The organism is Candidatus Eisenbacteria bacterium, from assembly GCA_018831195.1.
In the GTDB taxonomy this organism is placed as follows: Bacteria; Eisenbacteria; RBG-16-71-46; order CAIMUX01; family JAHJDP01; genus JAHJDP01.
The window spans coordinates 132,345-145,705 of sequence record JAHJDP010000032.1; the positions used below are offsets into that span (position 1 = coordinate 132,345).

Annotated in this window: 10 protein-coding genes; 3 read left to right on the top strand and 7 right to left on the bottom strand. The window is 55.1% G+C overall.

All coding sequences use genetic code 11. The features are described 5' to 3' along the window. Nucleotides 1–80: 80 nt before the first annotated feature. From KJ970_06510 to KJ970_06520, 3 genes are all read left to right on the top strand, one after another. Nucleotides 81–521: a polymer-forming cytoskeletal protein gene (locus KJ970_06510; GenBank protein ID MBU2690564.1), complete on the top strand. Its 441-nt coding sequence runs from the start codon at nucleotides 81–83 to the stop codon at nucleotides 519–521. Nucleotides 522–589: 68 nt separating this feature from the next. Beyond that, a complete protein-coding gene (locus KJ970_06515; GenBank protein ID MBU2690565.1) occupies nucleotides 590–1,315 on the top strand; it encodes a rhomboid family intramembrane serine protease in 726 nt (241 codons plus the stop codon). A gap of 42 nt (nucleotides 1,316–1,357) precedes the next feature. Continuing rightward, nucleotides 1,358–1,531: a hypothetical protein gene (locus KJ970_06520; protein MBU2690566.1), complete on the top strand. Its 174-nt coding sequence runs from the start codon at nucleotides 1,358–1,360 to the stop codon at nucleotides 1,529–1,531. A gap of 108 nt (nucleotides 1,532–1,639) precedes the next feature. On the opposite strand, the gene KJ970_06525 is transcribed toward KJ970_06520, so the two are convergent. The 7 genes from KJ970_06525 to deoC form a co-directional block, all read right to left on the bottom strand. After that, nucleotides 1,640–3,604: a T9SS type A sorting domain-containing protein gene (locus tag KJ970_06525; GenBank protein ID MBU2690567.1), complete on the bottom strand. Its 1,965-nt coding sequence runs from the start codon at nucleotides 3,602–3,604 to the stop codon at nucleotides 1,640–1,642. Between the two features lie 221 nt (nucleotides 3,605–3,825). Continuing rightward, nucleotides 3,826–5,346 carry a hypothetical protein gene (locus KJ970_06530; protein MBU2690568.1) on the bottom strand — a complete coding sequence of 507 codons (1,521 nt, stop codon included), beginning with the start codon at nucleotides 5,344–5,346 and terminating at the stop codon, nucleotides 3,826–3,828. 12 nt (nucleotides 5,347–5,358) lie between these two features. Continuing rightward, complete coding sequence (locus KJ970_06535) at nucleotides 5,359–7,440, bottom strand: hypothetical protein (protein MBU2690569.1); 2,082 nt, start codon at nucleotides 7,438–7,440, stop codon at nucleotides 5,359–5,361. Between the two features lie 82 nt (nucleotides 7,441–7,522). Continuing rightward, nucleotides 7,523–8,497: an NHL repeat-containing protein gene (locus KJ970_06540; protein ID MBU2690570.1), complete on the bottom strand. Its 975-nt coding sequence runs from the start codon at nucleotides 8,495–8,497 to the stop codon at nucleotides 7,523–7,525. 43 nt (nucleotides 8,498–8,540) lie between these two features. Further along, the gene (locus tag KJ970_06545) at nucleotides 8,541–9,563 is read right to left on the bottom strand and encodes a PorV/PorQ family protein (protein ID MBU2690571.1); all 1,023 of its coding nucleotides are present in this window, start codon (nucleotides 9,561–9,563) and stop codon (nucleotides 8,541–8,543) included. After that, nucleotides 9,564–12,482, bottom strand: a complete 2,919-nt coding sequence (locus tag KJ970_06550; GenBank protein MBU2690572.1) for a TonB-dependent receptor — start codon at nucleotides 12,480–12,482, stop codon at nucleotides 9,564–9,566. 120 nt (nucleotides 12,483–12,602) lie between these two features. Then, nucleotides 12,603–13,277: a deoxyribose-phosphate aldolase gene (gene deoC, locus KJ970_06555; GenBank protein MBU2690573.1), complete on the bottom strand. Its 675-nt coding sequence runs from the start codon at nucleotides 13,275–13,277 to the stop codon at nucleotides 12,603–12,605. Nucleotides 13,278–13,361: the final 84 nt, after the last annotated feature.

Here is a 13,361-nt window from a genome sequence, read left to right on the forward strand (position 1 = left end):
TTTGTCGATGAAGTCATTGGGGAGAAAGTGATTGAGGATGGATTAATTGTGGAGGAAGTAATGGAGGAGGGATTACCGGAATGTTTAAGAAGGATGAAAGACCCATGCCAGCCGTGAGCGGCGGAGAATCCTCCGTGGGCACTCTCATCGGCAAGGGAACGCATATCAATGGAACGATAAAGGTCAACGGCAGCCTGAGAGTCGATGGTGAGGTGGAAGGGCATGTCATCGTTTCCAGCGGCCTGGTCGTCGGTCCTTCCGGTGTGCTGACGGCGGAAATCCATGTTCAGGACGCTGTTGTCGCTGGAAGGATCCAGGGGAAGATTATCTCCAAGGGCCGGGTGGAATTGCACAAGGGCTCCAGGATTGAGGGTGATGTCCATGCCGCGGTCTTTAAAATCGAGGATGGAGCCTTTTTCCAAGGAAATTGTACAATGGGGGAGACCCCTCCCCATGGGGAGAAGAAGGAGCTTCCCATGCCGCAGCGGACCGGGACACAGGCTGGAAAAGGATCGTCCTAGACCGGCCTCGCGCCCGCAGGCGCTGGGGATACCACCAGCTTAAGAGGATTGAATAAGGGGATTGAGGCATGGCTTTTCGCCAATCGAGCGGCGTTTCTTTCGGACCTCGAATCAGCCCTGCAGTAAAAATGATCATGATATGGAATGTGATCTTTTATCTGCTGCAGCAGCTGCTGGGATCCAGCATGACGCGGTATGCGGGGCTCATTCCCTATTCGGTTATGGGGCAGGGTTTCCTCTGGCAGCCGATCACCTACATGTTTCTGCATGGCGGCCTCTTTCATCTGCTCTTCAATATGTTCGCCCTGTGGATGTTCGGGTCGGAGCTCGAGTATCAATGGGGTACCAAACGCTGGGTGAAATATTATTTCCTGACAGGGATTGGAGCCGGTCTCACGACGATCGCTTTCGCCTATGTGGCGATTAAATTGGGTTTCGGCAACCCGCGCGCCATTTATATTCCCACTATCGGCGCATCGGGAGCCATTTATGGGCTCCTGCTGGCGTTTGGTTTGACATTTCCCAACCGCCCCATCCTGCTCTATTTTCTCTTTCCCATCCCCGCAAGGATTTTTGTTCTCATCTTCGGTGCGATTGAGTTCATCTCTTCAGTTTCTCAATCCGACGACGGGATCAGCCATATTGCGCATTTGGGCGGCATGGTCTTCGGGTATATCTTCCTCAAGGGTTGGCCTGGGGGCAGCAGCCGCGATCGGTGGCGGAGGGATAAACTGCGGAGCAGTTTCCGGATTATCGAGGGAGATGATTCAAAGGATGACAGCCCCTGGACATGATCTTGGAGTAGACCGGGGAGTGAGAGCGGGGAGGAGGCGCCCATGAACCCCGTTGTCGCCATTATCGCCATCATCCTACTCATTTCGTTTTGGCTGGGATATTCAGGGATGCGGTTGCGGTCGAAAAATGCCCTTAAGCGGGGCCGCCTGCGGTCCTTCACCCCGGCATGGCCGAGCGGCCGGCAGCACAGAAAGCGTCCAAAGTTCCGCCGGTAATACTTCAGCGATCAACTCCAGCAATAAGCCTACAGATCAATAAAATCGCCGGATCCTAATGAGGACCCGGCGATTTAATGATCACCTTTTGTTCAATTCCAGACAGCTTTACCGAACGATCAAAACCTTTCCATTCCGATCGCCCTGCGGCGTCTGGAGCCGGATAAAGTAAAGACCGGCGGGCGTTTTGTGTCCGGCGTCATTCCTGCCGTCCCACTGAACCATGTGGGCGCCGGCTTCTTTGGTGCCATTGAAGAGTGTCCGAACGAGTCGTCCATCGGCTCCATAGATGGCCAGATCAACCTGGCCCTTTGCCGGCAGACCGAATCCCAGCGAGGAGATCTGGCCAAACGGGTTCGGGCGGGCGGGCGACAACCAGAGTTTGTTGCCGTTGAGTTCGTCGACCGAGGCGATATTGCAGCCGCTGATGATCGTAATATCGTCATCATTTCTCGGGACAACCCGGTACTGCGAGAAGTCGTAGGATAGCACACCGGTCATCTCAACTTCATCACCGACACACGGAGTGTAATAAATCGTGACGCCGGTCAAGAAGGCCAAATGACAAGCGGCCGTGTCGGGCTCCTGAATCAGGAACCACTCGTTATAGATCGCGTCATCGAAAACGAGCGAGGAATCGACGATCGCCGGTCCGAGGTGAACGAGGGCGCTTTCCAGCGGTTCCGGTTCGTTGAGACCGACCGTCCAAGCGTTGTAGTGAATCTCGGAAGCCGTCACGGGTGTGATGACGACCGCATCGCGCGATCCACCCAGATTGACGAAGTGGTTCACGCCGTTGCGGAAACCGATCTGGGTGAGGCCGTAGTATTCGCGAACCTCACCAGCGACCTGGACAACATCGCCGACGCGGACGCCGGCTCCGGTGGCCGCGATACGGCTATAGATATTATGCCAGGCGCCGCCAGGGGCTTCCTGGAGGAAGTAGTAGGTGCCATCGACGGCGGTGACGGTTGCTTGAACGGTAACCACCGAGCCGAGCAGGGGCGACGCGTCGATGGTGTAAGGGGGATCGATATGCTGGATGGCATAGATCGTGGTGATCCCGGCAAGGAAATCATAGGTCTGATCGGGATCCATCTCCAATCCGCCGCTTTCCGATTTAACGGCGTTGACAATAATCTGCTCGGGCGCCGCATTGGTTTGGGTTTGAGTTGTCAGGTGGACCTTCTTGTGATTGTTGGGGTCCCGCTGGGCGCTGGTGATGAGCAGGCCGGAGAGAAGCTCATAGTTGTCGGCGTCATTGGCGCTCGCTTCTTCGACATCGACGGAGAACTGAACACCAAGACTATTGGGTCCTGTCGAATAGGCGCTCAGGAGAGAGGGCTTGCAGATGCCGCCGTTGTCATTGCAGTCGCGCGGGGCGAGTTTGTACTGATTATGGTTGTAGGTCAGGGTACCGATCGAGAACGCCAGCTCTGTTCCCGAATCGGGTGTTTCATAAAGAAAGTCTCCGTCAGGATCAGCGGAGATATGCTCCATGAGTAGGGAGTCGCCGGCGCCGATCGTCGCAGAGGTAGAGAGATACCACTCGTCATAGGTATCCGGAGCCCGGGAGAAGAGAGAGGTGTCATTACGATCCACCTTGATCAGAACATTTTCATAAGCTTCGGCATCGATACCCGTGTCATTGACCTCGGAGATGAGGACATCGACCGGAGCGGGCAGGGTATTGCCTGAGGAGACGACGGTGATGGAACCGCCGCCAAGAGTGATATCGATCTCGGAGAGTTCGTAATACTCCTGATAAACACCCGTAACATTGACAATGTCGCCACGGGTGACATTGCCCAGATGGGTATTGCCGGTATAAACCCAGATACCGCTCCACTTATATCCCCAGGTGCCATCCGCAACGGGTTCCTGGACATTGATGCCCCAAAAACCGGTTGCCGTCACGATCACACCTTCTACAGTGACGGGGTCTCCCACATTGTATACCCCCAGCTCGATATCATAGATCGAATCATCCCCGCGGGCCGTTCCCGGAGCCGCAATAAAGCTCACCAGGAGAAAGGCGCAAAGGATGAATAGAAAACCATTAAAACGCTTCATGCGTTGGTGCCTCCTATGGATCTGCCCCAGAGTGTAAAGGTCACCCATCCGTCGTAACCGCTGTACGGCGAACCGGTTTCCAACCATACAATTCCACTCATATTATAACTTATAAGCGACCCGGCGTCAAACAATCAAAAATAGGCCCCATCCCAAGACATTTGCATTAATTTGATATCCAACAGGAAGTTAGGCGAAGCGACCTTCCGGCACCCGGAGGATTAGGGCTCGAGAAGCCACTCGAGCAGGGCGGTCCCGACGGCCACGTGATTCCCCAAGCGGCTGGCCCGGCTGAGGGGGAAGGTCATCAGAACCAGGCGCCCCTCCGAGACTTGCCGGCGAATCCCGCAGTGGAATTCGGCATAGGCTTGTTGATGAATATCTGAGGTATCGAGAGTCGCCGGGGCGAGCCAGAGCAGGCGGTTTTCTTCCGGCGGGGAGGAGAAGAACTCAACATTCACGGCCCTCTGTTGCATCGTGAGGGTATCGGGGGGTGAGATGATCGGATCGGCGGTTGGATTCAAAACATCGGGATTCAGGAGTATCGGATAATTGGGGCTTGGGAGGGTGATATTGGTCGTAACCGCCTCATTATAAATGTGTGTGTAGAGTGTGTCGGACCCGGTGAGCTCCCTAAAGGAGCTGTTCGTGAGCCCTCCATTCGTGCCGAAAAGATTGGTGGCGCTGAGGTAGAGATGGCCGCCCCATTGCAGGTATTCGGCGAGACCCTTTTCGGCCTTCTCGAGATTCTCTTTCATCGACGCGTCATTTGATTCGACCGCGGGGCCGGAATACCAAATCACCGCGTCGAAAAGGGAGAAGAGGGGGAAGACTTCGGCGCCGGCGCGGAATCCGCCATCCCGCTCCACATCGAGGACATGTACGAGGCCGGGAGCGATGGATTCGAGAATATTTCGATAGAAATTATCCTCAGTTGTATATCCCGGCACCCAGGCCGAGACATTGTCGATGAGGAGAATGGGCCCGCTCGGTCCGTCGACCGTCCAAGTATGCTCCAAGACATTGGATCCGGTGGCCGCCTCATCAAAGACCTGCAGTTTCATCGTTCGTTCGCCATAGAGGGGAACGCCGTCAACCTTGAATTGCTCGGGGAGAACGGAAGCGACCGTATCGCGCTCCACGCGCTGAACCGTTCCCGCGGAATCGGGCTCCAACCAGAGGAGGGCATAGGCGACGGTGTTCCGCCCCTCGGGATCTTCCGGGCTCCAGGCAAAACTGGTCGCGGGCAGGGAACGGGTCGGCAGGACCCATCCGCGGCTCCACTCAACCGTCGGCGGGTTGTTCAAGGCGGTGAAAACCTGGGTCGCCGGGGTTGGATCCGTCAGATCCTCATTATCGATCGCCATCACTTCAAAAGTGAGCCGTCTATAGGAACCTTCCACCGGGAGAAGAAAGGTGTCTGAGGTGGCTTGGGTCCATACCCAGGTGGAATCTTCGGTCCAAAGGGTGTCTTCGGGCGCGGGAGTCCAGGGAGCGCTCCATTTGTAGAGAAAGGCCGCCACAAAGCCATCCGTGTCGGATCCCCACCAGTGAATGACCTGCTGGTAATTCAGGGGATTCAGAGTGTCCTGCTTAACGAAAATGTTTGTTTGGGGCGGCAGGTTGGGACGCCCGACACCCGAATCGACTTCGCATCCATTACTGAATATAGCGGCGGTCACGACCGCGCAAAGGATCAAGGATGGGATGAGATTTCGTCTAAAAATAGTATAACTGCGCATAGCCGGGACATCCTATTCCAATATCAGAAACTTGCCGACTTGTGTTTTCCCCGTGTTGTGATCCTTCACGGAGAAAAGGTAAAGGCCTGTGGCGATGCCCTGATCGTTCTTTGAGATCAGATCCCATGCCGCCATACCGCCTGAGAGGATCGGAAGATCACGATCGGGATCCCTTGGGTCGGTCGGATCAAAAATTCCGCGGATCTCCTGAGCATTGTAGGTGCCGCCGTCGAAGTCGATCGTATCGACAAGATCGCCGGCCAGCGTGGTGATACGAATCGTACAACGGCTGGGGAGATTGATAAACCAGAGGTAGCGGTCCCGGGAGAGGGGGCCGTCCCACACGGCATCTCCCCGGTATGGATTAGGGAAAACAATGACATTGTTCGCTGTTCCCGTTTCATCCGCTGAACGGGCGCCGGGTATGACCATGGTTCTGTTTTGTGACGTCCCACTCTCGAGCGATGCCACCTCAGGGGTTCCGGTATCAAAAGAAGTGAGCGCCACCCAATATTTAAATCCGTCCCGGACCTCTGTGATGTCATAAGCGTAGGTGTAGGTCAGCGTGTCCTCGCCGTTGATGACGACGATAGGATCGGCCACGATTTCGTCTAGACTGGTATTGTAAAAGACAGAATCGACGAGATCGAATTCCCTCACCCGTTTAAAATCGCTCATTTCCTTGGTTTCACTCACATAGATCCGATACCCCTCAAAATCCTCCGTGGCGGTCTTGGGATCGATGAACGATTCAGGGATATCGGTCCACCGCAGCGTGATGCGGTTGCGATTGGGGATGACCCAAAGGTCGGGGGATGGAGGAGGGACGGGAATATTAAAATTGAGATCGAATGCCGTTTGAGCCCACTTTGCGTTAAAAGCGAGATCTTCCGCGGCCGAGCGTCCCTCATGGGGGACGGGCTCGCCACCGATCAGGGCGAAAGATACGGTGACCGTATCCCCATAATCCAGAATGAAGCGTTCCCCGCCGCCGAGGGAGTCGGGCCAATGACCCGCAGCGAATCCGAGGGGCCCTACGGAGAGGGTTGAAACGGGGTCATGATTCGGCGCTTCGACCTGTGAGGTTGCATCAATCGAACCGTTGGAAAGGGTTTGGTATCGTTCCACATCGACATCGGGAGTGCCGGGGAGGTTGCCGTTTGGATCCCAATCCCACCAGTTGAAAGAGACCCTCTTTGTCGAGACGGTATCTTGCTCGGTCGGCCCCCGGATGCCGAGGAGCTTCAGCCCGGCCCAGGATGGGCAGTTGCCGTTATCAAGGTTATAGTGATGCTCGGAAAAGAGCCTCAATGAATCGACATAGGCAATATCTTTTTTCTTGAACCATCCGCTGGGTGGCCACTCTGAATGGCCGTCTTTCCAGCCCGAGGTGAACTCGGCGTAGAACCCCATATAGAGGTCATAGATGGGAAGAATCGGATCCACGTTGATGATCTTGAAATTGACGAGAATGATCGCGTCAAAGGGCTCGAAGGAAAATTGTAGAACCTCTTGCTCGATCTTGATACCCAGCGGTTTGTGATACTCACTGGCATGTCCATGCCGGTCGAAGTAGGTGGCGATGAGATCCTGCTCGCTCTTGGCGTCCCGGCTGAAATAGCGGCTATTCGGAAGGATCGACTTCTCAATAAAACCGATCGTGTCAGCAGGATAAAATTCGCTGACGGCCTCGCTGCTGAAGGAGCCGTAGGTACCGTCGGTCGTCGCCGTGGTGACCAGGGAGTCATAAACTCCGTCTTCATCCCTGCGCGGCTTGATACCGCCGACCCAGGGGCCCGCCCGGACGAGATGATCTTCCGACGATCCGAGAGGATATTCGAGGGAGGGGGAGCGGTTGGCGAGATTATTCCCGAAAAAGCCATTGTTAAAAAGCGACAGGCCGACTTCGTTTCCCCCGGTCACAATCGAATAAACCGTTGTATCCGACGCCTGCGGCATGGGCACAGGCTCCGAGCGCGCCCACCAGGGGGCCGCATGGTCCTCATCGGCAAAAAGACCGGAGGGTTGGGTGAGGACGATGAGGAGGAAGATCGTCGGCACGATCAACACGAGTTTGGAGGTCCGGCGATCCATTCTTCCCCCGCGGCGGTGGTGGTTTTCTTTTAGCTTTTCACTGTGATTAAAAACCATAATTAACTACCATATTTAAGTGCCATTATTGACTCACAAGTTGCAGGACAACGACCCGGTTCCCCAGCGGATCCGATACGTATACAAAATCGGCATCCAGATCATTCCATGATGCGACAAAGCTCGGCGCTATGATGGGGAAGTTCAGATCGATTTTTGTGGCCGTATAGACCGTGTCTTCAAAGGCCCCGGTGGTCAGAAATTTCAGCACCCGTGTGCAGGTGAGGGTGTCGTTTTTGACCTGCGTGTCCGCAACAAAGATGAACTCGGCATTTGGATCAGCGGCGACGTCGAAGGGGGCCAGTAGATCGACATCGAGCCCGATCGGTCTTGAGAAGAGCGCGATGTTTGTCGTATCGGGATCCAGCCGCTGCACCCAGTTTTTCTCGGTGTCCGCAACGATGACCATATCACCATTATGATCCAAGCCGTGCGGTGCGATGACGTAGCCGGAACCGGTGCCGCGATCGGAGAGCAGCCGTTTGAAATGTCCTTGGTCGTCATAGACAAGAATGCTGTCGCGCGTGGCATCCGCGATATAGACATTGAGATACGCATCAGCGGTGAGACCGGAGAATTCAACCCAGGTGGAATCAGTAAAGGTGTGAACCGGATCGCCGCCGAGATAGAAATATCTCTTGATCGTCATATCGCCCTTGTCGGCGACGATAACGAAGGTGGAATCGCGTTTGGCGATGGCGATGCGCACCGGTTGGATCAATCCGTTGAAGGGCTCGATGACCGTCGCCGGAGCGACGTCTTTCCGGTAGCTCAAATAGGCGGAGAGTTCTGATTCGTTTTGGATAACAAAAATGTAGGATCCGCGCACCGCGATATCGGTGGGGGCCTCCATCGGCCAGATGGTGAAGAGATTGTAGGTTCCAGGCTCCGGCAGGCGGCCGGGCTCGGGCTGAGGCGGCAGGTCAAACTTTTGGCCGCATGCGGCGATGAAGATCAGGGTAAGCGCCGCCAGAATCACAGCCGGGATGCCGGATTTCAAGGACCTGGATTTATTCGACCGTTCAGCCAATGCCATACATTCCTCAGAAGTTAAACGTTAAACTCCAGTGATGAACATCTCCAAGGTAATCGCCGTCGCTATAGGCGTAGTCGAGCGCCAATGGATTTCCTCCCACTTCGGTTTTCAGGCCGCCGCCCAATCCGAGCCGGAACACGTCACTATTGAAATTATATCCGGCTCTCAGTGTTAGAATGTTTCCGTATCCGTATTCCATCCCCCCGATAAATGTCTCTTCATTGTCGGCATGGTTCTGGATTTCCGTCACCATCCAGAGGACCTGATCATTCCGCCGCCAGGTGTCGATGGCGAAGCTGAGTCGGAAGAGGGTGGGAGCGGAAAAGGCGGCATATCTTATCTCTGTGCCCTGCGTACTGCTGACATAAGATCCGCCGGGCCGGAGGTCTCCACCGAAATTATTGATTGAAAAGGCGAGTCTGGCGGCTCGAAATCCCAGCCGGTAGATATTCCCGGCGTCGAAGAGGACGGCATTGATCGAAGGGCCGCCGATTTCGGTTCCCAGGTTCTCCCGAAAATACCGGATGCCGACACCAATGGTGAGCCGGTCGGTGAAGTGCCGTGACATGCTGAGACCCGCAACCCAGTCGGAGAAGGAGAACTCACGCCCATCAATGCCGAGGGGATTGAACTCCGTTGTCTCAGTCATGGTTGTATGCATACCAGCGCCAAAAATAGCGAGATGCATATCCAATCCCCGGTGATAATGCGAATAGACGGCGGAAGTGATGGTCAGGTCGGCCGGCCATTGTACAAAACCGACGGCGACGCCGGAACCTTCTTGGAGGCTTAGACCGGCCGGATTGATAAAGACGGCCTCCGGTCCCGTGACCAGGGCGGCATAGGCTCCTCCGAGGGCTGCGCCGCGGGCGGAGAAAGGTATCTTTAAAAAGGTGCCCGATGCCGTTCCGACACGCTGGCCCCCCAAATCAGTTTGGGCTTCGAGAACCGGCACAGCGGCCATGAGCAGGGCGACAACCAGGATGGACGTTCGAAGACCATGGATGAAAGGCGAGCGGAAAGTCATCATTTACCACTCCATCGTCAAACCCAAACGGAAATGCCGGGGGTCGTCGAGGTATGAGGGATTGGCATACCGGCTGATGTTGGCTTGAATGGTGCGCCGTATCCCAGTGGCCACCTCTTCCTGAGTCTGATCCGGTCCCACCTCATATCCCGCCACGTCAATCAACTCTTCATCGGAGAGGTTTAAATTCTCCGGATTCTCAAAGGGGGAGTCCAGACTGCCTTCCCCCAGCTTATATTTCTTCCCGGTAGCCCAATCGAAGCTTCTGGGCGTTCGATGATTGAAGACATTCCATCCCTGCAGGAAGACCTCCCAGCGTTTTCCCCAGAAACTTAAGCCCTTGGTGAGGGTGAAATTCAGAGTGCTGTCAAAAGGTCCGTTTCTCGAATATTTTTGTCCGGATTCGAGTCCGTCTACTGTTTGCGGTGTATAGGCGCGCCCGCTGCGGATCATATAATAAATGTTCAATCCGATGTCCTTGGGCCAGGCAATGCCGAGCCACTTGGGCGGTTGCTCGTCTTCATAGAACCGGATATCGAGCCAGCCGGCGAGTTTGTGAGGCCGGTTCCACCAGAGAAAGATCTCTTCTAATTCTGTTTCGCGCGCGTCTCCGCCCGCTTCCTGGACTTGTCGCAGGGCGTTGGGGTCGGAGTTTTTTCCCTTTGACACCGAGTAAGTATAAGCGACAGAACCCGACCAGAAATTCGTCCGTCGTTTTTTCAGCTCCAATTCCAGGCCACGCGTCCGCGCATAATCGATGTTTTGATAGATGTAATAGTTGCTGCGTCCGGTTGTGCTTCCGGGAATGACGATTGTTGTCGATGTCGGGTAATCATAGATATCTTTGTTAAAGAGGGTCAGCTTGAGCGCCATGGTGTTTGTGAATTGGTGGCCCATCCCGATCTCGTATTGTACGGATACTTCGGGATTTAAATTGGGATTCCCAATGCGGGGGAAGGCTTCGCTCGACTGGCTGCCCGATTTCGCATAGACGTAAAAATAAGCCGGTCTCTGACTGAAATGCCCGTAGTGGAAGAAGACATGATCTCTCTGTGAAATCGGATACGAGATCCCGATACGTGGAGAGAGGTGGCCCTTGAAACGCCGGCCGAAGATTCCGTTGGTGTCTTTGTAAAAATCATCCTTCAAGCCTTCGGTGATCGTGGGGCGGTTCGCTTCATTGACGAGACGTTCGACCTGCTCGCCGGGGAACCAATAATCATATCGAAGGCCGAGTCTCGCAATAAAACCCTCATATTCCATCGCATCTTGAAGATAAAAGGCGCCGGTTGTGGGGTAGACGCGGAAGAGATCGAATTCATCACCCAGCGGCTTGCTGCAGGAGAGGGAATCGCAGACGACCGATGCGGCATTGATCGTCAAGAACTGGACTTCTTCAACCTGTGAATGGAATCCCCACTCCATCTTGTGATTAGAAGGCGTCCAGGCCCAATCGCCCGTCAAACCCCAGGTCTCAACATATTGATCCCGGTAATCGGGGGCGTCGCCGTAATCGATAAAATAGGGATCATTCTCATAATATTGGTATGGGAAATCCCGGTCTTGTGAGAGATCGTACTCGGTCCAGTGCTTGCCGGCCACATCCCGGTGTGTCGATGTAAAGAAACGGGAGAGTCTTAATGTCTGGATGGTCTTTACACCGTACGTATGCTGCCACGTGCTCGAGAAGCTGTTCTGATCATGTGTAAAAGTATAATAATGATCCAGACGATTCTTCCAAACCCAGGGATAGGTGTAGTTATTTCGATCAATATCTGCGATATCGACGTCGCCGAATCCTTCACTGAACGAAAGTGATTTTGTCAGGGTGGCGCTGACCTTGTCTTTCGGGCCGAGTTTCCAGGCCGTCTTAAAGACGCCGCGCCACGCGTTGTTGGCTCTTGGGTAAAAGAACCGGCCGTATTTAAACCCACCGAAGAAATTGTCTTCATAAGAGGAGTTGAGATAGCGTCCCGGAAGATCACCGATACTCGGAAGGTTCGTATCGGTCACTTCGCCGGAGATGTCGGCAAAGAAGGTGGGCGTCTCGCCGCCCAGCCCGAAGAGGTTCTGGATCCCTTGAAGAATGAGATTGGGGCCGCTGAGTTGGAACTCACCGTGATCGGTTTCCCAGTCGGAGATGACATGATCGGTCTCGTAATGGAAGGAACCGTGCCAATCCTCGGTGCCGTCTTTTAAACGCGTCTCGATAACACCGGAAAGGGCTTCGCCGTACTTTGCATTGAATCCACCGGTGATGATATCGACCTCGGCGACGCTCCGGGCCGAAATCGATCCTGATTCGGAATTGCCGGAGAGGACATCCTTCATCCGCACACCGTCGACGATGAGGATCGTCTCATCGGACCGGCCGCCGCGAATATGAAGCCGGCCGCGATCTTCGGTGATCCCAGGTTGTTGTTCGACGACGCTATTCAGCGTTGTTTCCAGGGTCAGGTTCTTCAGCTCTTCAGCATTAAAAGAGCGGACGGTAGAGGTCTTATCGACCTCAACGAGGGGCCGTTCTGCGCGAACCTCGACCGTCTTTAACTCCTGTGCCTCGGGCACGAGCTTGAAATCGGCATCAACGGTCCGGTCGACTTCAACAACAACCTCGATAGACATAAGGGTATAACCGATATAGCTGGCGCGAACTTCCTGCGGCCCCGGCGGAACCCCGTTGATGAGGAATGATCCGTCGGCCTGGCTCACAGCTCCGCGACCGGTGCCGACCGCGACAACATTGGCGTAGGGAAGCGGCTTACCGGTTTCATTGTCAAAAACGGTGCCCGCGATCTGCCCGGTATCCTGCGCCTGGACCTGCAGAGGGTGGCATAGAAATAAGATTCCCAACAAGAGCAGCAAACCCAGCCGGGAGCATGGGGGGGCTAATTTATACATCCGATTTTTCGGCGTTCTCAAGAGACCTCCATGTGTCTCTGAAAAGGGCTCCGACACGCAAAGCTTTAAAACTGACTCTGGGCGCTCAATCTAACAGAAGGTGATATTCAACGGCAAGGATTGTTTGCTCGTGGGCCAAGTTTATCGCGAATCCCCGTTTCCCGACACAATCCGTATACTCGCGCTGGCGCCGATCCTTGTGGCGCCGGCTGTTATCATCTTCTCAGCAGTTTCCTTGTCACGGATGCCACCCGCCGCCTTGATCCCCATCGAGGGACCGACAACATCCCGCATCAGGCGGATATCATCCAGCGTCGCACCTCCGGGTCCGAACCCTGTGGACGTCTTGACGAATGCGGCGCCTTCCTCTTTGGCGATCTGGCAGGCGGTTCGCTTTTCCGATGTCGTGAGATAGGCCATCTCTAGAATGACCTTTGTGAGATTGGGAGGGGGGACCACTCTCACAACACTGCGGATATCTTCTCGTACTTGTTCCCATCGACCCGATTTCGCCGCGCCGATCGGGATGACCATGTCGATCTCCCGGGCGCCCCGGCCGAGGGCGAGTTGTGCCTCAAAAGCTTTGACTTCCGATTCATTCGCGCCGTGCGGAAAGCCGACCACGGTGCAAACCGCGACCGGCGATCCTTCGAGGGCGCGGGCGCAGAGACGGACATAGCGGGGTTGGACGCAGACAGAGGCAAACCGGTAGGTGCGGGCCTCTTCACAGAGACGGAGGATCTCATCTTCGGTGGCGTCGGGTTTTAGGATCGTGTGATCGATCATCGGGGCGATATTTTGGGGGACCGGTCCCATCCCCAAACGGCCTCCGACCCGATCGACACCCTGCGAGGCGAGAAAAGAGGTCTTCTCCATACACTCGCTGGCGCAAAATCCGAC